Here is a 16,017-nt window from a genome sequence, read left to right as displayed (position 1 = left end):
CGTCGCTTCGGCCGCGCGGCCGGAAAAATCTCATGACCGGGAGCATACGGATGCTGCGCAGGCTGCTCTGCGAAGGGGCAAGGAGATGGTCGGCAGCCCCTGCGTCCTAAAGGTTCATATCATTTGGTGAGTCTGCGGTAGCAGATGAGGGTGCAGGCGATGCTGGTGAAGGCCAGGAAGTGGCTCGCCTTGCGTTCGTAGCGGCGGTGGAGGCGGCGGAATCCGGCGAGCCAGGCCATGGTGCGTTCGATGGTCCAGCGGTGGCGGCCGAGTCGTGTGGAGGACTCGCTGCCCCTGCGGGCGATGCGGTGCCGGATGCCGCGTCCGCGTAACCATCGCCGCAGGTGGTCGTAGTCGTATCCCTTGTCGGCGTGGAGCTTTCCGGGTCTGCGGCGCCGGCGTCCGCGCCGGGAGCGGATCGGCGGTATGCCCTTCACCAGCGGGATCAGCGCCTGGCTGTCGTGCAGGTTCGCCCCCGAGATTCCGGGCGGACAGGGGCAGACCGGTCCGTTCGGCGATCAGGTGGATCTTCGAGCCGTATTTGCCCCGGTCGACAGGATTCGGACCTGTCAGGTCCCCCTTATCTGTTGGAGGGGCCGGGTCAAGTCCGGCTGGGCATGGTGATGGACAGCGTGGTGCGTGGCCGGCCCAGCCTTATCTCGGTGCGCAGACACCTGGATGGGTTGTCTGGCGACATGATGATCGATGGGGTCGGGCTCACGGGGTGCGGCCGCTCGGTCTTTTGAGGCCGTCAGGTGGCACGAGGCCGCCGGGCAGGGGACCTGCGGGAGCTGGCCGCGGGCATCGTGGAAGTCATCGGGCAAGGCCGCGCACCGGGTGCCGGGGACGTCAGGCCGGGATGAGTGCCTCGTCGCCCAGTGCACGCAGGGCGTGGTGGGCCCGGCGGACGAGTTTGCGGGCCACCGACAACGCGGCCCGGTTGCCGCCGCACCGCTCCTTGACCTGCTGGTAGTAGGCGTAGTCGGGGACGCCGGGCCGGGCTGCGCATTTGGCCGCTTCGAACAGCGCCCAGCGCAGCAGCGGTGGCCCCTGCCGGGCGAGGTGGCCGGGGCTGCGCTTGCCGTCGGAGGAATAGACGGTCACGTCCAGCCCTGCGTGCCGGACGGCCTGTCGGGAGGAGGAGAAACGCCGCGCATCGCCGAGCTCCGCCCAGATGGCCACCGCCGTGATGGGCCCGACCCCGTAGTGCTGCAGCAGCACCGCGCAGCCGGGCTGCCTACGGGCGAATGTGCCCAACTGGCGGCGCAGTGGGGCCATTTCGTCGTCCAGGGCGTCGAGCGTGCGCAGGGCCGTCAGCACGGCCTGGTGGGCGGCGGGCGACAGGCCGTCCGCCGTCACCAGCCGGGCCCGCTGGTCGTCGGCGAGCAGGTTTCCGGCTGGGGCCGGGAGGCCGTGGTGGAAGAGGATGGCGTGGATGCGCTGCACCCAGGCGGTGTGCTCATCGCGCAGGTCCTTGTAGAGCCGCAGCAGGGTGCGCATCTCCAGCACCTGCTGTGGTGGGATCCAGGACTGGGGCAGCCGGCCGTCGGCGAGCAGCTCGCGGATCTTGCGGGCGTCGGTGCGGTCGGTCTTGGCCCGGTGCTTGGGGCCGTCGGCGGCCGCGGTGTCGGCCGGCTCCGCCAGCTGCACGTCCACGCTGGCCGCCTGGCACTCCTCGACGATGAACCGCCAGCCGGTGCAGCCCTCCACCGCCAGCACAGCCGGCCGCGGCAGCTGCTCAAGCCAGCACCGGAACGTCTCCCGTGTTGCGGGGGCGATCCGCCCCCGGCGGACCTGCCCGGTGGCGCTGTCCAGACAGTCGAAGGTGATCTGCCTGCGATGTACGTCTAACCCGCCTACGATGGCCGTGACGGGGTCTCCTCACGTTCCCGAAGACAGTGGCTCACCAAGCATCATGCTCCGCACCGGCGCGTCAGCCCATGAGCTGGGGAGGCCCCTCCTGCATGTCATCTTTTCAAGGCCCGCATGTTCACCGAGTCGATCGCGCAGCGGGACCAGTCCAGCTCGCCGCGGGCGCCGAGTTCGTCCAGGACCAGGCGGTGGAGCTTCGCCCACACCCTGGCCTTCGACCACTCGGCGAACCGCCGATGGGCCGTCGCTCCCGACGGCCCGAACGACGCAGGCGGCAGCTGCTGCCACGTGCAGCCCGACGTGGCCACGAACACGATCGCGGCCAGCACTTCCCGGTCACCGTGCCGGCGCCGGCCACCACCCTGCGGACGAGTCGGCGCCCCCGGCACCACCCGCTGGAACAACTCCCACAACTCATCCGGCACCAACCGCTCAACGATCCCCACACCGAGAGCCTGCCGAACATCCCAAATGAGATGACCTCTAAGAAGGCTGATTGCTTCCTCCGGAGAAAGGGTGGGGCGTTCTGACGCTTCACGACACACACCCCGTGTCGGGCAAGCAGTGGACAGACAGCGGAGAGCACCATGACAAGCGCGGCCTGAAGTCGAGAGAGGCCAAGGAAAACCGACCGGTTCCGATCCCCCCGCTGCTCGTGGCCATGCTTCGCGCCCACCTGAAAGAGTTCGGAACGGCCAAGGACGGGCGGCTTTTCACGAACGAGCGGGGCGGCGGCCTCGTGGGCAGTAGCGCCTATTGGCGCGTGTGGCGGGACGCTCGGGAGTACGCGCTCCCACCAAACCTTCAGGCGTCCATCCTCGGGGGGCGGCCATACGACCTGCGGCACACCTGCATTACGACGTGGCTGAACGCAGGCGTTCCAGTGGCTGAGGTCGCCCGGAGAGTTGGCAACTCATCCGAAGTGATTCACCGGGTCTACGAAGGGTGCATCTACGGCCAAGAAGCAGCAATGAATAGGAAAATCGAGGCCGAGCTGGCGTGCCCTGACTGATTAGCCGACCAGTAGGGCGCCCGTGGTTTGGGGACAACCACGGGCGCTACCCAAGGAGATGCCGGACGTGCTAGGGCTCTGGTGTTGGCGGGGCACAGAGACGTGGATCGCATGCCGCCCACACACGGCAGTCGGCCAGGCGGGCGGCAACCCAGGGATCGCCAACTAGATAGTCAGGGAGGCGGGTTTTTTCATCAATGCGTGCTGCAGCAAGCTGCTTAGACGTAAGCCCGTGGGTTTCTCGGAGATCTGCACCATCCAGACTCGCCCCTGTAAGGATTGTTCCCTTCAGGACGGCGTGACGTAGGTCAGCCCTGGAAAACTGTGTTTGCTCACATAGCGCATCTTCGATGCCACGCATAGCACATGTCTGCATTGTTGAGAATAGTGCGTTTCATGTGCACGCCTCGTAGATCAGCTCTGCGAAGGTCTGCCGAGGTAAGGAAAATCCACTCCAGGCGAGGCGGAGATTCGAACTCGAAATGGCGCAGGCTAAGTCCGGCAAGGTTTGCATGACGAAGCTCGACGCGACGGGGTTCTTGCCGCTTGGGGCGACGTGCTAGAGCTTCCATCGCCGCCTGTATGTCGGCGGAGAGTTCAACTCCCCAATCGGGTGCGGTTTGGAGCCCATTGCGTTCCTCAGGTAAAGCTGCCGGGTCGCGAATCGCACCCCTGTGCGTGCTATTTCGAACGAACCCCGCTAGCACCTTCACGACCGCTACATGGTCTACTGCTGACTCCGCTAGCAAGTGCTCAAGGCTATAAATAGATCCCAAGCGTACTTCTAGTTTATCCGAGGCAAGGTTCTCGACTGCGGTCCGAAATCTCTCGGTCACCTGACCGCGACGCGAAAGCAAGTAGGTGCGCGCCGTGTACGCGAGGCTGGCGAAAACTGTGGCTCCTGCTATGGCGGCGAGCAGTGTTTGGCGGACTGTGTTGATCGCATCCGCGCGATCTTTGCCTGAAAGGCGCTCCACAGTTCTGCCGGCTACGAACCATGAAACCGGCCCCAAGATTATTAATATGACACCCAAGATCAAGAGGGAGGCGCCAAAGAATGCCACCGCCCAGCGTTGCTTTCGACTCCATCTGACCCCGGTGGCCCACATATCAGCTGCTCTTCTCCGCAACTCCACAGCACCCCCTGTCGCAGTGAACCGGTTGCTGATCATTTCGTGCTACGTCGGTGGTCGACAAGAGGGGCATCGCAGAGAGGTATGGGCAGCGAGCGACGCCACTGCGGACCTCTAGCGCAGGTCTATCGCGATCAGTGCGCAACAACGACAAAGAGCGGGACCCAGTGAGACTGGTTCCCGCTCTTCACGCTTGGCATCTGCGCTGGTCAACCGCATCATCGTGCTGGTTGAGGCGAAGTACCCCCGGCAGGATTCGAACCTGCGCACACGGCTCCGGAGGCCATCGAAGACCGTTGCTCTTTTGGGGGCCTGACCTGCGGAGTAGGCGACGGTGCGGCCTCCGCTGACCAAGATCATTACGCCCGTATTGCGTGGGCGGCCTGTCGGGCGGTCGGTCCGGCCCGTATGGTCGAAGCATGATCTCGGGCAGCAGCGGGGCATCTGACGGCGGCGGCGCGGAGTTCACGGCGGAGGGCCTGGAGCCCGTCCTCCGGGAGGCATGCGCGACGGTCGGACTCGACTCCCGCGGCGCCGAGTTGCTGCGGCTCGGGTCGAACGCGGTCTACCGCCTGACCTCGTTACCCGTCATCGTCCGCATCGCGCGTGATCCGTCGGTGCTCGCTGAGATGGAACGGGCCGTGGGCGTGGCCCGGTGGCTTGGTACGCAGGATTTCCCGGCCATGCGCGTGCCGGCGTCAAGCACCCAACCGCTCGTCGTCGGCGGCCTGGTGGTCACCTTCTGGGAGAGCGTCCAGGAGAACGAGGAGTACGCGACGGTCGGCGAGCTGGCCGATCTCCTACGGCGCTTGCACTGGCTTGAGGAACCTGAATCCCTGGGCCTGCCGTATTTCGACCCGCTTGCCAAGCTGGCGGCGTCTCTCGAAGGGCTGGACGGCATCTCGGGTGAGGACCGGACGTTCCTGGAAGAGCGAGCGGCGAACGTCGCCAAGGACTATGACCGGCTGGACTTCGTCCTTCCCTTCGGCATGATCCACGGTGACGCCAGCATCGGGAACGTCCTCCGCCATCGGGACGGGCACGCTGTGCTCATCGACCTGGACGGCTTCGCCCTCGCCTCACGCGAGTGGGACCTGATCCAGACGGCGATCTTCTACGACAGGTATGGCTGGCACACAAAGGCGGAGTACGCGGAGTTCGTTCACCGGTACGGCTTCGACCTGATGAACTGGCCCGGGTATGAAACGCTTGCGGACCTGCGTGAGTTGATGATGGTTGCGTGGCTCGGTCACCAGGTCACGACCAGCGAGCGGTCTGCCGCCGAATTCGCTCGGCGGGTGCGGTCCCTCCGTACCGGGGAGGGCCGAGAGGAGTGGGGTCCGTTCTGAACGCACGGTGACTGCGTTCAGGCACTGATGTGATCGCCGGAAACGATCCACAGCCTGTGCTCTCTGGCCTGCTCGGTAAAGGACTGTACGTCCGTGGTGTTGCCGATCGCTGCGAGGTTCTGTCGGAACCCGGCAAGGTAGCTGACACATCGTGCCGACTTCAGTTGCTCTCCCAGATCGAGCGCATCGAGTGCCACACGGCAGGCCTCCTCGACGTCGCCGGTGCGCAAGTGGGCGTCGGCCAGAACCATGGTCGCGAAGAAGTCGCTCCGAACGTGGCTGCCACTCATGGCGTTCTCGGCGTGGGTGACGGCCTGGCGGGCACTGTTGACGTCGCGGAAGCAGTGGGCGGCCTCGGCGGCAAGTTCAGCTTCGTCGAAGTAGGTGATCCACTCCGGCTCGTCGTCGTGGTTCCGGCCTTCCAGCGCCTTCGTGGCCGAGCTCAAGGCGGCTTCGCAGGCCCGTACGTCGCCGGTTCGGGCAAGCGCGCGGGCCTCCATGGCGTGGAACTGGGCACGCAGCGTCGGCGTGGCCACAGGAGAGATGCGCATGAGAGCCGCGCGGGCAAGCGTCGCGGCCTGCGTGTAGTGACCGAGGAACGTCGCCTGATGGCTCATGGCGGACAGGATGCTTCCGGCGAGCCGACGGTCATTGGCATCCTGGGCCAACCGGAGAGCCTGGAGGAAGTACCGCTGTGCAAGGCCGTGGCGGCAGGCGTCGTAGGACATCCAACCGGCCAGAAGCGTTGCTTCCGCCACGGTGGAGAACAGGGTCCGGCCGACCTGCTCGGTGTACTGGCCGCGCAGGAGCGGTGTCACCTCGGTACTGAGGTATTGGATGGCCGCGTGCCGAGCATGGTCGCCACCGAAACGGTCGTCCAACTCGGCGAACATGTCCGCGGTGGTCTTGATGGCGGCCACGTCTCCGAGACCGACGCGCATCCCGTCCCGACGCTGCCGGGGAACGGCCGGCTCGGGCGCCACCAGCCACCGGAGCGAGGCTTCGTTCCACGCGGGTTCGGACGGCTCGGCCTGGAGCAGGGGCTCGTACCGGTTGAGATCTGCGCGCCACAACTGGCCAACTGCTTCGATGGCGCCCTCGGGGCTCGCTGGATAGCCGGCGTCCAAGAGCCCCGTGTCCCGTTCGCCTTCGTGGTTCAGCCCGAGCTCGGCGGCGCTGAGGTCGTACACCTCGCACAGCAATGGACCGTAGAAGTCGTCCGGTGTGCTGTGCCCGTTCTCCCAGCTGGCGATTCGGCGTTTCACGCTCGCGTCCGACGGGAGTTGGTGGCCACGGTGCATCGCAGCCTGACGCAGCTCGCGCACCAACCGCGGCTGACTCCAGCCTCGGCCCACACGGGCTTGCCGTAAGCGAACGCTGGTCGGCTCCATCGAAGACGTGACCGTTCCCTCCCCACCGGTGCACAGATGCGACTTCTGGGACGCGCGACTCTTTGACCTTACGACCGAATGTACGCGCTGTTCATCGCTGAGCGCTGCAAGTAACCGGAGATCGGGGGCGGTTGGCACATGACGGGGGATGACGCGCGCACACGTGACGCGTCATCCCCCGTCACCTCTCGTCATCTGCCCTGGCCAGGGTGGTGAGCCCGAGTCTGGACACAGGGCGGCATCGCAGCCGCAACTGAGTCTGACTGAGGTGAGATGACGTGCAGAGGATGACCAGGAGGGGCGTCGAATGGCTCTCTGCGGCGGCCGACGATCCGGCGGCGTGCCGGGCCACCTGGGCGGACGACCCCCGCGCACCGTACATGCTGCCGACTGGCCGCCTCTTCGACGTGGTGACGGTCGACCAGCGCATCGGGATCGAGACCTTCGATCAACTGCTGCGCCGTGGGCTGCCCTTCGGGCCAACGGTGCTCGACCACAAGGCCCGACGCGTGGGCTTCTTCCTGGGCTCGAAGAGCCAGGAGACCTTCGTCCACTACCTTGCGCAGGAGGAGGGAGCACCACCCCCGTGCCGCTACCTGAGCCGCGATTCGGTGGTCGTCGTCCCGGGGCCCATGCCCATGTCCGGCGACCGTTACGAGTGGCTCCGCGCGCCGACTCGGCGCCCGATGGCGAACCCGCTCCGGCCGGTGGCCTTGGCGACCATGCTCGTAGCCTCTGCAGAGTTGCTCGCCCGTGTGGACCGGTACGGCAAGCGCTACCCGTCTGCGGCTGCCCTCGCTCTGTCCGCAATCGAGGGGACGGCGACCGATGCGGGATGACACCACCGACCGGCACGACGCTGCTGCCTGGTCGCCCTTGGACAGCGACGGCTGGTACGCCGCGCGCAACGCCACGACTGCCCTGCGGGATGCCCTGATCCGCGCAGAGATGGAGAAGGATTTCCCCTACCTGCGAGCCGACTTGAACGCCTTCGGACACGGCTTGGTCGAACTCGGGCGCGTGTCGCCGACCACCGCCGAGCGACTGGCGGAGCTGCTGCGGCTGGCGCTGGCTTCGGGGTTGCAGCGTCTTGAGGAGAGCAGCAAGGCCAGTACCGAGCATCGTGCAGGAGAGGATTGAGGTCATGACCGACCGGCGAGGAGTCGTCGCCAAGCGCGCCGAGAACCTGATGCCTGGCGTTCCGTACGTCCGCGGTTGGGCGCAGGCTCGACGCAGCGCCGGAGCGCTGGCCGCACAACTGACCGCCCTGGGCTTGGAGTCGGACTTCCCTGGCCTCACGGCCGACGTGAACGTCTTGGGCGACGGCTTGGTACGCCTCGGGACCATCCGGCCGGAGGCAGCACTGATACTGGCCGAACTGATCGTGTCGGGTCTCGCGGCGGAGACGGCGATGTCCACGGATGCGTTGACGGAAGAGCCGGCGACTGCCTGATCACTTCACCTGACAGACCCCGGCCGGTTGCGGTTCGAGCATGCTCCCGCGAACGGTCGGTGGGCCCCGTACATCGTCATACCCCCGGCGATCGATGTGCGGGGCCACTTGCTGCGTGCCATGCCTCCTCCGCTGTCGGTCTGCCGCTCGGCCGGGACCGGCGCCCCAGCGCCGCAGCCCGGACGAAGCGGCAGACCGAAACGCGCGGTGGCGGGGACGCTCGTCTCTGACCCGCACGAGAGGACGTCAGTTGGGGAAGCTGCGATCATTTGGGGCCGATTCGGGCACTGACCTGGGCAAACGGTCGGGCTGTGGCCTCGTCGGTGGCGCCTGCTTTCACCCCTGCCGTTGACTTGATGTCTGCAGCGCGAGCCAGGCTGTCAGTGGCGTGATGTTCACTGAGTCCCATGGGGGATTCGGAAGTGGTTGCCGCCATCTGGAAGATCATCGACTCATCGGTTGCGGGCGGACCACCGGTCATTCTTGAGGCCCCGGAGGGCACGAGTCTGAAGGAACTGCTTGCCGAAGTGAGCCGGTGGGCAGGCAGGCCACGCAATCTCGCCGCGGACGGCTTCACCGACCCGTCACTCACCGAGCGCACTGGGCTGCCGCTCGTTGAGACGTTCGGGGACGAGTTGCTCGAGATGCGGGGCTGGGCCTACAGGTCTCACTGGATCGGTTGCGGCAGCGTCGTCACCTCACACCGAGAGCGCGTGGTCGTGGTGATTGCCCATCGTGAGGACCCTGCGGTCACCGGGTTCCCCGAGGGTGCCTCCTGGGCCGAGAAGCTGTGCATCCTCACCGGATGGGAACCGGTGCCGCAGCCGGCCGTCGACTGGCCTGCCGTCGAGGCCGATCTGGGCACCTCGCTGCCGAGTGATTACAAGGAGATCGTCGACCTGTTCGGTCCGGGCGGCTTCGATGAGTACGTCGACCTCCTTGTCCCCGGAGCCCGGGGCATGGACCTCGTGGACTGGGCCAAGAGCGAGGGCTATCCGGCGCCGGACGGGCTTCTGAGATGGGGATCCTCGGAGCAAGAGTTCGACTTCGTCTGGCAGACCGGGACGGCCGATCCGGACGACTGGCCCGTCCTCGTCGGCCAGTACGGTGACTGGGAGCGATACGACTGCGGTCTGGGTGAGTTCCTCGTCCGCATGCTCACGGACCGCATGTACGCGTTCCCCACAAGCCGCCTGGACGCTCATTTCTTTCGTAGTGACGACTTCCGATCCATTGAGGGGTGACTCAGCCGCAGCACTCCTCGCACCGCGCTGTCCATCGGCATGTGCTCAACGGCGGTGATCGCGAGAGAGGGTTCAGCCTGCGGGGATCAAGTACCTGAGCCCTCCCTGTAAGCCCCCGTCTGGCGTCGTTGATGTCAGCCGTGGATGTCAGACGCCTTCTGATCCGTAGCTCTATGTGGATCGGTCGGCGGCAGTCATATCGGTCGCATCGCAGCCCCTGAGGGACGCTACCGGGTGGGGGCGGTTGCTGTGGTTGCTGTACCCCGTTGCTGTACGCGCCCCTTGGGGCTAACGCCGAGCGTATTGAGATCGCCTCGGTGCACCGATCAGGGGATGATCTGTCACATGACGAAGGTGGCAGGCTCGTGAAGTTTCCCCAAGGCCGGGTAGTTAGCGTTTTCGCAGGTCACGCAAGGGGGCCGTTTCCCGCGTGACTGCCGCGTAGCGCCCGGTGCGGACCCTCTTGATCATTCCCTTCTCGGTCCAGCGGGCGAGTTGTCGATAGGTGGCGACGAGGGTGACGTCGCCGAGGAGTTCGGCGATCTCCCTTGAGCGCCATAGCCGTTCGGGTTCTGCCTGCAGGATGGCCAGGACACGTGTCATGCGGTTGCTGCTCTGGCCGGGGCCGACGTACTGGGGGACCGTGGTCGTGGGCAGTGCGGGCTCCGGCGCCGGCGGCGGCAGGAGAGTGATCACCGTCGAGGTCACGGTCTTGCTGGCGTCGGGGCGGCCGTCCAGTTTCCTTTCCGCGTAGCGGGAGATGGGGGACTTCACCTTGCGGGTGCTGACGCGGCCCCGGCGTGCGGGCGATAGCGCCGACAGGACGCGTCGGCCGATCTCCCCGGTGCCCTGCTCGAAGACTCCTTCCGCGCATACCAGCAGGTCACGGGCGGTCTGGAGGGCGACGGTGAACCCGCAGCGGTCGGGATCGGTGCCTGGCTGGGACTCCGCCGCCTGGACCATGGTGCGTCGCAGAACCTGGTAGAGGGCGAGCACGGCCCACACCTCCTGCTCGACGCCGGCCGGGTCGTGCGAGCGCAGGACACGCCCGTGCAGGATGGTGTGGCGCAAGGCGTAGTAGGCGCTCTCGTGCTCCCAACGCTCGTGATACAGGCACACGAGGCGGTCGGCGGGGTAGCGGCGGGCGTCCAGGAGCGTGGTCACCAGACGGTAGGAGCCCTCGAAGGTGCTGCCATCGGTGCAGGTGATACTCACCTGGGCTTCGATGATGCGCACCGGGACGCCGCCGATGACCGAGAGGTAGGAGGAGTCGGCGAGAGTTTGAAGGACTGGTGGGCGGCGGCGCTGGCGGATGCGGCCCAGGACCTGTGCGCCGGTGGCGTGCGCGGCGGTGAGGAAGTCGTTGCTGTCGAAGCCCCGGTCCCACAGCACCAGCATCTCGGGGCTCAGATGGTGCAACAGCCTGGTGGCGTAGGAGGTTTCACCCTCCCGGGTGGGACCGAAAACCGCTGCGATGACGGCCCGGGTGCCGGTCTCGACCAGCGTCATCAGCTCGACCTGGGGATACCCGCCGTGGGGGCACCGCCCCAGCCAGCCCCGGTTGCGTTCGCTGTCAGGCACCTTGATCGAGCTGCAGCCGTCGAACGACACTGTCCGATACGGGCCGAACCGCACTCCCGGCATGGTTGGCCGGGCCAACGGCCCGGCCAACACCTCGAACAACGCACGCACCGGCGCGCTGCCTGAGTCGGCGGCGCAGATCACGGAGTGCCTTCGTGCTCGGGCGGACAACCGGCATCCCCGACAGGCCGGCCGTCAGCTTGGCCCAGACGAGCCGGTAGCCGACCTCGGGGAACATGCACATCGCCAGCAGGAAGTAGACCCCGACCCGCGAGGGCAGATCCCGCAGCCGCCGCTGCACGACCCTCGTCTCCGACAAGACCGCGTCGACCAGCTCGAACGGCACGATCGCCGTCAGCTCCCCCAGATGACCCGGCGCGAACCGGCCCGCGGCCACAGTGACCGTACGGGTGATGGTCGCCAGCGGCGACGGCAGGACACAATGACCGGGCAACGGAGCTCCTTCGGCAACAAGCTGTCTTGGACGACTGCCTGTACCAACGAGCTCCGTTGCTCCGTGGCAGGACCTTCTCAACTCCCTTGTGTGACCTGCGAAAACGCTAACTACCCGGCCTTGGAAGTTTCCCCGTGATGTTGGACACTCGATGCTTACGCCACGAGGGCGTGTCCTTGTTCGTGTCGTTGCCGGATCTCCAGCGGGGTGAGGTAGCCCCAGACCGGATGCTTCCGCAGTCGCCGGCGGTTGTAGAAGGTCTCGATGAAGGCGAAGACCTCCGCTCGGGCGCTCGCCCGGTCCGGCCAGCAGCGGGTGCCGATCTCTTCCTTCAGCAGTGCGAAGAATGACTCGGCGGCGGCGTTGTCGAAGCACGAGCCGGTGCGGCCCATGCTCTGCCGCAGCCCCAACCGGCATATCTCGCGGCGGAGTTCGTCGGAGGTGTATTCGCTGCCGCGGTCCGAATGCGCGATGCAGCCGGGCTGGAGCCGGCTGCGTGCGGCAGCCATGACCAGCGCGTCGACGACCAGCGAGGCGCGGTGGTGGTCGGCCATGGAGTAGCCGACGATCTCGCGGGTCGCCAGATCGAGCCAGGTCGCCAGGTAGAGCCAGCCCTCCTCGGTGGCGATGAAGGTGATGTCGCCGACGAGCTTCATCCCGGGTGCCGGGGCGGTGAAGTCCCGCCCGAGCAGGTCCGCCGCGGGCACGGCCCTCTTGGCCGGGCGGGTCAGCGACCGGCGCCTGCGGCGGGTCACGCCGGCGATGCCGCGCTCGCGCATGACGCGCTCGATGCGCTTGCGGTTGATCCGGTGCCCGAGCCGGCGCAGCTCAGCATGGATCCGCGGCACCCCGTAGGCGCGGCGGGAGGCGAGGTGCAGCACGGTGATCTCGTGCGCCAGGGCGTCGTCGGCAGCCTGCTTCGCCCGCCGGGTCTTCTCGCCGGCCAGCCACGCGTAGAAGGAGGAGCGGGCCACCTTCAGCAGCCGGCACAGAAGAGCGACGCCATGGATGGTCTTCTCCGCCTCGATGAACGCGTACACATCGCTCATCGATCGCTCTCCTTCGCGAAGAAGACCGCCGCTTTTCGCAGCACCTCGATCGTCTCCGCCTGCTCGGCGGCCAACCTCCGCAGCCGGCGCAGCTCTTCGCGCTCGGCCGTCGTCAGCTCTCCCGGCGCCCCCTGCCCGCGGTCGATCGTGTCCTGCTTGACCCAGTTCCGCAGTCCCTCAGCGCTGACCCCGAGCTCCCGGGCCACCTCGGTGACGGTCTTCCCGGAGGAGCGCACGAGCGCGACCGCGTCCCGTTTGAACTCCTCCGTGTACCGCCTGCTGCGGTTGCTCTTGCTTCCCACCTGGTGCTACTTCCTCTGGAACCTCACGTCCCAGTCTCCAGGTGTCCGTGATCAAGGGGAAGCTTCACTCGGGCGCCGACGACGGCCACGGGTGGGCTGAGCGTTTGGAGTGGGCTTACGGCTTGATAGCACCGGAACCCGTCGAACGTGCCGCTGCACTTGTCCGCCTGGCCAGCGCTCGCGCCAAGGTCCGGAGAACTCGTGCTCGGTTCAACGAGGCCTGGCACCTGACCTCAGGATTGGGGCACGAGGAACAGTACCGGGAGCCGGTGCTCGTAGCTGCCCGAGAGGCTTACGACGAGGCCGCGAGTCGTTGCCTGCCGGAAGCACTGTGGAACACGCCCATCTCTGGGGGCATCAGCACGTGGCCGGGGCTGCCCTTCGCGCTGCTCTTCCTGGAGTGGGAGGCCCGGTATCCACAGGAGTGGACACAACACGCCAAGGCGTGGGGTACGAAGCAAACACTCATACGGAAGCTGGCGGCCAACGGCCATGGCGAAGCGGTCAGAGCCAAACTCGTCGATCTTGTTGATCTCGTTGTCCAGCGTGCTTACCGGTGCAAGGACCGTGAGTACGTGCGTGTGGCACGGGCCATAGACGGAGACGACTTGCGCGGCAGACCCGACAGGGCTCACCGCTCGGACAACCCGTGGGCACAGCTTCACGCAAGTTACCTGCTTTGGCTGCTCGACCGTCCCGAGATACCCAACACCCGATGCGTCTGGCGCGCATGGCTTGCCGACTCCCGCAGCCGATGATTCACCTACCCCACACCCTCCTCAGCTCTCATCCCGTCCGCTGTCGACCCACACGCTTTCCAACTGTCCGCATGACCGTACGGGGGCGTCCGTGGGGGTTCGCGCGGCAGGTCAGACGGGGTGCGCGTACGGCAAGTGAACGGGGGCGTCCGTCAGCGCGCTGGACAAAGACCAGGACAACGAGCGACATGAGGGCCAGGTTCTCACCTCAGACACGAGGCACGATGCCGACGAACTCCGCCCCTTTGTGGTTGCCCATGATGAAGGCGAAGCCGTGTCCATCGCTGCATGTCAGGTCGACTCGTACGTATCCGCCGCGGGTCCCCAGCGGGCTGTCGTAGTCGTCCCGGTCGGGGTGCACGGTCACTGCCTCGTGGTCGCCGACCTCGTCGGTTCCGCAGGCGGGACACTTGAGCCGCCATTGCATGTTCCATGAACCACTAGCGCACTCCGTCAGTACCAAGATCTCCGCGTGAGACATGGGCATTGCGCGTCCTCCATCGACATTAGCTGCACTGCATCACTGGCGGCCGGCCGAACACAGCGGGCTTGAGGGCGCGGCCCAGGCGTATGCGCGGCGTCGTCATCGCGGCACGGATGACACCTGCCGCATACGATTCAGATGTCCAGTCCGTTATGCGGCTATTTGGAGAGTCCTGCCATGGATGGCATTGCGGATATGGGAGGAACCCCGGGATGGGGTCCCGTTCACTCGCCGCGGCGTGATGAACCAGTCTTCGCGGAGCCCTGGCAGCGCCGGGCCTTCGCGCTGGCGATCCTCTCCAGCCGTGTGGCGTCCGGCGGCATCAACGTGGACGCCTTCCGCCACGCGCTGGAGCGCCTGGACCGGGTCGCCTACCTGGACGACGGCTACTACGGGCGCTGGCTCAACGCTGGGGAGCTGATGCTCACCGACAGCGCCATCCTGGCGCCCGGTGCGATCGACGCCCGCGCCCGCAACCTGCGCGGCGAACACGTCGAGGAGCCCCCGATCCCCGCGCCCGCAGTACCCGACTACGCGCCCACTGCCGTGGGCTCGCTGCGCTCCATGGACACGGCGCCGGCCTTCGCCGTCGGCGAGTGTGTGCGGGCCCGGGACGTGTCGGTGCCCGGGCACACCCGGCTGCCGCGCTATGTGCGCGGACACACCGGAGTCGTCCAGGACATCCGGCCCGCTTCCGTGCTGCCGGACACCAACGCCCACTTTCTGGGTGAGAACCCTCAGCACGTCTACTCGGTGCGGTTCGACTCACGCGAGCTGTGGGGCGCCGACGCCGATCCCTTCGCGCTCACCGTGGAGATGTACGAGAGCTACCTGGAGACCACATCATGACCACCACCGGATCGGGCGAGCGCCTTCCTCCGGCCCTGCGCACCGAGGCGCTCGAGCAGCTGCTCACCGAGCGGGGACTGATCGACCCGAAGGTGATGAACGGAATCATCACCGAGTACGAGACCAACGTGGGCCCGCTCAACGGCGCCAAGGTCGTCGCCAAGGCGTGGACCGACCCGGAGTACCGGCGGCGGCTGCTCCAGGACGGCACTGCCGCCATCAAGGAACTCGGCTTCTCGGGGCCGCAGGGCGAGCACATCGTGGTGGTGGAGAACACCCCGACCACCCACCACGTGGTGGTGTGCACGCTGTGCTCGTGCTACCCGTGGCCGGTGCTCGGCCTGCCACCGAGCTGGTACAAGGACCCCGCCTACCGTGCGCGCGTGGTGAAGGAACCCCGCACGGTGCTGTCCGAGATGGGACTCGACCTCGACGACGACGTGCAGATCACCGTTCACGACTCCACCAGTGAGGTGCGCTGGCTGGTGCTGCCCGAGCGCCCGGCAGGCACCGAGCACCTCACCGAGGAAGAGCTCGTGTCCCTGGTGACGAGGGATGCGATGGTCGGCGTGGCCAAGGTGGCGGCCCCATGACCGCGCCGCTGGACATCGAGGGCCCGGCCGCACCGCCCCGCTCCAACGGCGAGCTGGTGTTCTCCGAGCCGTGGGAGAGCCGCGCCTTCGGCATGGCCGTCAGCCTGTACGAGGCGGGCGCGTTCACCTGGCCGCAATTCCAGGCCGCCCTGATCGCCCGCATCGCGGCCTGGGAGGCCACGCCGGCGCGGGACGAGCCGTATCCCTACTACCGGCTCTGGCTGGCCGCCCTGGAGGACGTGCTCGTCGGCCTGTGCGCCGTGTCCACGGACGAGGTAACCGCACGCGCCCAAGCCCTGGCGCAACGTCCCCCGGGCCACGACCACCGGGACGACCCCGGCCACGAGCACCACCACGCGCGGGACCGCTCTCAGAGCTGACGTTCGTGCTGTGCACGAGGGGTGCCCCACCGTCGGAGCACCCTCCGGTATCCGGCGCGTTCGCGGCTCCTCCCCGCATGTGAGTCGGAGGCCAGCTGCGCGCCGGTGTTGGG

General features: G+C 67.0%; 17 protein-coding genes, 1 tRNA gene and 3 pseudogenes. 10 read left to right on the top strand and 11 right to left on the bottom strand.

Translation table 11 applies throughout. The features are described from left to right. Positions 1–119: 119 nt before the first annotated feature. The 3 genes and pseudogenes from StrepF001_RS25715 to StrepF001_RS25705 form a co-directional block, all read right to left on the bottom strand. Positions 120–582, bottom strand: a pseudogene (locus StrepF001_RS25715) (IS5 family transposase); the annotation flags it as partial. Positions 583–849: 267 nt separating this feature from the next. Beyond that, a complete protein-coding gene (locus StrepF001_RS25710; protein WP_129800585.1) occupies positions 850–1,863 on the bottom strand; it encodes an IS110 family transposase in 1,014 nt (337 codons plus the stop codon). Positions 1,864–1,973: 110 nt separating this feature from the next. Continuing rightward, positions 1,974–2,345 (bottom strand): annotated as a pseudogene (locus tag StrepF001_RS25705) (transposase); the annotation flags it as partial. A gap of 32 nt (positions 2,346–2,377) precedes the next feature. Between StrepF001_RS25705 and StrepF001_RS25700 the strand changes: the two are divergent. After that, positions 2,378–2,884: pseudogene (locus StrepF001_RS25700) on the top strand (site-specific integrase); the annotation flags it as partial. A 70-nt stretch (positions 2,885–2,954) separates the two neighbouring features. On the opposite strand, the gene StrepF001_RS25695 reads toward StrepF001_RS25700, so the two are convergent. Beyond that, positions 2,955–3,245 carry a pentapeptide repeat-containing protein gene (locus StrepF001_RS25695; RefSeq protein ID WP_240797678.1) on the bottom strand — a complete coding sequence of 97 codons (291 nt, stop codon included), beginning with the start codon at positions 3,243–3,245 and terminating at the stop codon, positions 2,955–2,957. A 1,013-nt stretch (positions 3,246–4,258) separates the two neighbouring features. Then, positions 4,259–4,329 (bottom strand) — tRNA-Arg (locus tag StrepF001_RS25685). Positions 4,330–4,436: 107 nt separating this feature from the next. On the opposite strand from StrepF001_RS25685, the gene StrepF001_RS25680 reads away from it, so the two are divergent. Next, the gene (locus StrepF001_RS25680) at positions 4,437–5,366 is read left to right on the top strand and encodes an aminoglycoside phosphotransferase family protein (protein WP_129800582.1); all 930 of its coding nucleotides are present in this window, start codon (positions 4,437–4,439) and stop codon (positions 5,364–5,366) included. Between the two features lie 17 nt (positions 5,367–5,383). Here StrepF001_RS25680 and StrepF001_RS25675 read toward each other — a convergent pair whose 3' ends face one another. Next, positions 5,384–6,631 carry a hypothetical protein gene (locus StrepF001_RS25675; RefSeq protein ID WP_206306946.1) on the bottom strand — a complete coding sequence of 416 codons (1,248 nt, stop codon included), beginning with the start codon at positions 6,629–6,631 and terminating at the stop codon, positions 5,384–5,386. Between the two features lie 413 nt (positions 6,632–7,044). Here StrepF001_RS25675 and StrepF001_RS25670 point away from each other — a divergent pair, with 413 nt between their 5' ends. The 4 genes from StrepF001_RS25670 (at position 7,045) to StrepF001_RS25655 (ending at position 9,454) form a co-directional block, all read left to right on the top strand. Next, positions 7,045–7,596 carry a bifunctional DNA primase/polymerase gene (locus StrepF001_RS25670; protein WP_129800699.1) on the top strand — a complete coding sequence of 184 codons (552 nt, stop codon included), beginning with the start codon at positions 7,045–7,047 and terminating at the stop codon, positions 7,594–7,596. Beyond that, positions 7,586–7,897 (top strand): hypothetical protein, encoded by a 312-nt coding sequence (locus StrepF001_RS25665; RefSeq protein ID WP_129800580.1) that lies wholly within the window; start codon positions 7,586–7,588, stop codon positions 7,895–7,897. Before StrepF001_RS25670 ends, StrepF001_RS25665 begins: the two co-directional genes overlap by 11 nt. Positions 7,898–7,901: 4 nt before the next feature. Continuing rightward, positions 7,902–8,210 carry a hypothetical protein gene (locus StrepF001_RS25660; RefSeq protein WP_129800579.1) on the top strand — a complete coding sequence of 103 codons (309 nt, stop codon included), beginning with the start codon at positions 7,902–7,904 and terminating at the stop codon, positions 8,208–8,210. Between the two features lie 407 nt (positions 8,211–8,617). Continuing rightward, positions 8,618–9,454 carry a hypothetical protein gene (locus StrepF001_RS25655; RefSeq protein ID WP_129800578.1) on the top strand — a complete coding sequence of 279 codons (837 nt, stop codon included), beginning with the start codon at positions 8,618–8,620 and terminating at the stop codon, positions 9,452–9,454. A 390-nt stretch (positions 9,455–9,844) separates the two neighbouring features. Here the strand turns inward: StrepF001_RS25655 and StrepF001_RS25650 are convergent, their stop codons facing one another. The 4 genes from StrepF001_RS25650 to StrepF001_RS25635 form a co-directional block, all read right to left on the bottom strand. After that, the gene (locus StrepF001_RS25650; RefSeq protein WP_165396365.1) at positions 9,845–11,035 is read right to left on the bottom strand and encodes a transposase; all 1,191 of its coding nucleotides are present in this window, start codon (positions 11,033–11,035) and stop codon (positions 9,845–9,847) included. Next, entirely contained in the window at positions 11,028–11,489 is a 462-nt protein-coding gene (locus tag StrepF001_RS45745) for a transposase domain-containing protein (RefSeq protein ID WP_165396364.1), read from the bottom strand. The genes StrepF001_RS25650 and StrepF001_RS45745 overlap by 8 nt, the downstream gene beginning before the upstream one ends. A 155-nt stretch (positions 11,490–11,644) precedes the next feature. After that, positions 11,645–12,538: an IS3 family transposase gene (locus StrepF001_RS25640; protein ID WP_129799404.1), complete on the bottom strand. Its 894-nt coding sequence runs from the start codon at positions 12,536–12,538 to the stop codon at positions 11,645–11,647. Continuing rightward, positions 12,535–12,840, bottom strand: a complete 306-nt coding sequence (locus StrepF001_RS25635) for a transposase (protein ID WP_129799403.1) — start codon at positions 12,838–12,840, stop codon at positions 12,535–12,537. Before StrepF001_RS25635 ends, StrepF001_RS25640 begins: the two co-directional genes overlap by 4 nt. A 41-nt stretch (positions 12,841–12,881) precedes the next feature. Between StrepF001_RS25635 and StrepF001_RS25630 the strand changes: the two genes are divergently transcribed. Next, on the top strand, positions 12,882–13,598 hold the full coding sequence (locus StrepF001_RS25630) for a hypothetical protein (protein ID WP_346656965.1): 717 nt from the start codon (positions 12,882–12,884) through the stop codon (positions 13,596–13,598). A 208-nt stretch (positions 13,599–13,806) separates the two neighbouring features. Here the strand turns inward: StrepF001_RS25630 and StrepF001_RS25625 are convergent, their stop codons facing one another. Then, positions 13,807–14,025 carry a hypothetical protein gene (locus StrepF001_RS25625; RefSeq protein ID WP_129800575.1) on the bottom strand — a complete coding sequence of 73 codons (219 nt, stop codon included), beginning with the start codon at positions 14,023–14,025 and terminating at the stop codon, positions 13,807–13,809. A gap of 195 nt (positions 14,026–14,220) precedes the next feature. Between StrepF001_RS25625 and nthB the strand changes: the two genes are divergently transcribed. The 3 genes from nthB to StrepF001_RS25610 are packed head-to-tail and all read left to right on the top strand — an operon-like array spanning position 14,221 to position 15,904. Further along, the gene (gene nthB / locus StrepF001_RS25620; protein WP_346656964.1) at positions 14,221–14,931 is read left to right on the top strand and encodes a nitrile hydratase subunit beta; all 711 of its coding nucleotides are present in this window, start codon (positions 14,221–14,223) and stop codon (positions 14,929–14,931) included. After that, a complete protein-coding gene (gene nthA / locus StrepF001_RS25615; protein WP_129800573.1) occupies positions 14,928–15,524 on the top strand; it encodes a nitrile hydratase subunit alpha in 597 nt (198 codons plus the stop codon). The genes nthB and nthA overlap by 4 nt, the downstream gene beginning before the upstream one ends. Beyond that, positions 15,521–15,904: a nitrile hydratase accessory protein gene (locus StrepF001_RS25610; RefSeq protein ID WP_129800572.1), complete on the top strand. Its 384-nt coding sequence runs from the start codon at positions 15,521–15,523 to the stop codon at positions 15,902–15,904. Before nthA ends, StrepF001_RS25610 begins: the two co-directional genes overlap by 4 nt. The last annotated feature ends 113 nt before the right edge of the window (positions 15,905–16,017 follow it).

Origin of the sequence: Streptomyces sp. F001 (assembly GCF_004187715.1) — a bacterium.
Taxonomy (GTDB): domain Bacteria; phylum Actinomycetota; class Actinomycetes; order Streptomycetales; family Streptomycetaceae; genus Streptomyces; species Streptomyces flavusporus.
The sequence above is the reverse complement of the archived record's forward strand: the minus strand, read 5'-3'. Positions and strand labels throughout refer to the sequence as shown.

Bases quoted from the DNA above. Each gene is read 5' to 3' on its own strand.
- StrepF001_RS25695 (WP_240797678.1), bottom strand. From the start codon at position 3,245: ATGCGTGGCATCGAAGATGCGCTATGTGAGCAAACACAGTTTTCCAGG.
- StrepF001_RS25680 (WP_129800582.1), top strand. From the start codon at position 4,437: ATGATCTCGGGCAGCAGCGGGGCATCTGACGGCGGCGGCGCGGAGTTC.
- StrepF001_RS25670 (WP_129800699.1), top strand. From the start codon at position 7,045: ATGACCAGGAGGGGCGTCGAATGGCTCTCTGCGGCGGCCGACGATCCG.
- StrepF001_RS25665 (WP_129800580.1), top strand. From the start codon at position 7,586: ATGCGGGATGACACCACCGACCGGCACGACGCTGCTGCCTGGTCGCCC.
- StrepF001_RS25660 (WP_129800579.1), top strand. From the start codon at position 7,902: ATGACCGACCGGCGAGGAGTCGTCGCCAAGCGCGCCGAGAACCTGATG.
- StrepF001_RS25655 (WP_129800578.1), top strand. From the start codon at position 8,618: ATGGGGGATTCGGAAGTGGTTGCCGCCATCTGGAAGATCATCGACTCA.
- StrepF001_RS25640 (WP_129799404.1), bottom strand. From the start codon at position 12,538: ATGAGCGATGTGTACGCGTTCATCGAGGCGGAGAAGACCATCCATGGC.
- StrepF001_RS25625 (WP_129800575.1), bottom strand. From the start codon at position 14,025: ATGCAATGGCGGCTCAAGTGTCCCGCCTGCGGAACCGACGAGGTCGGC.
- nthB (WP_346656964.1), top strand. From the start codon at position 14,221: ATGTCCAGTCCGTTATGCGGCTATTTGGAGAGTCCTGCCATGGATGGC.
- nthA (WP_129800573.1), top strand. From the start codon at position 14,928: ATGACCACCACCGGATCGGGCGAGCGCCTTCCTCCGGCCCTGCGCACC.
- StrepF001_RS25610 (WP_129800572.1), top strand. From the start codon at position 15,521: ATGACCGCGCCGCTGGACATCGAGGGCCCGGCCGCACCGCCCCGCTCC.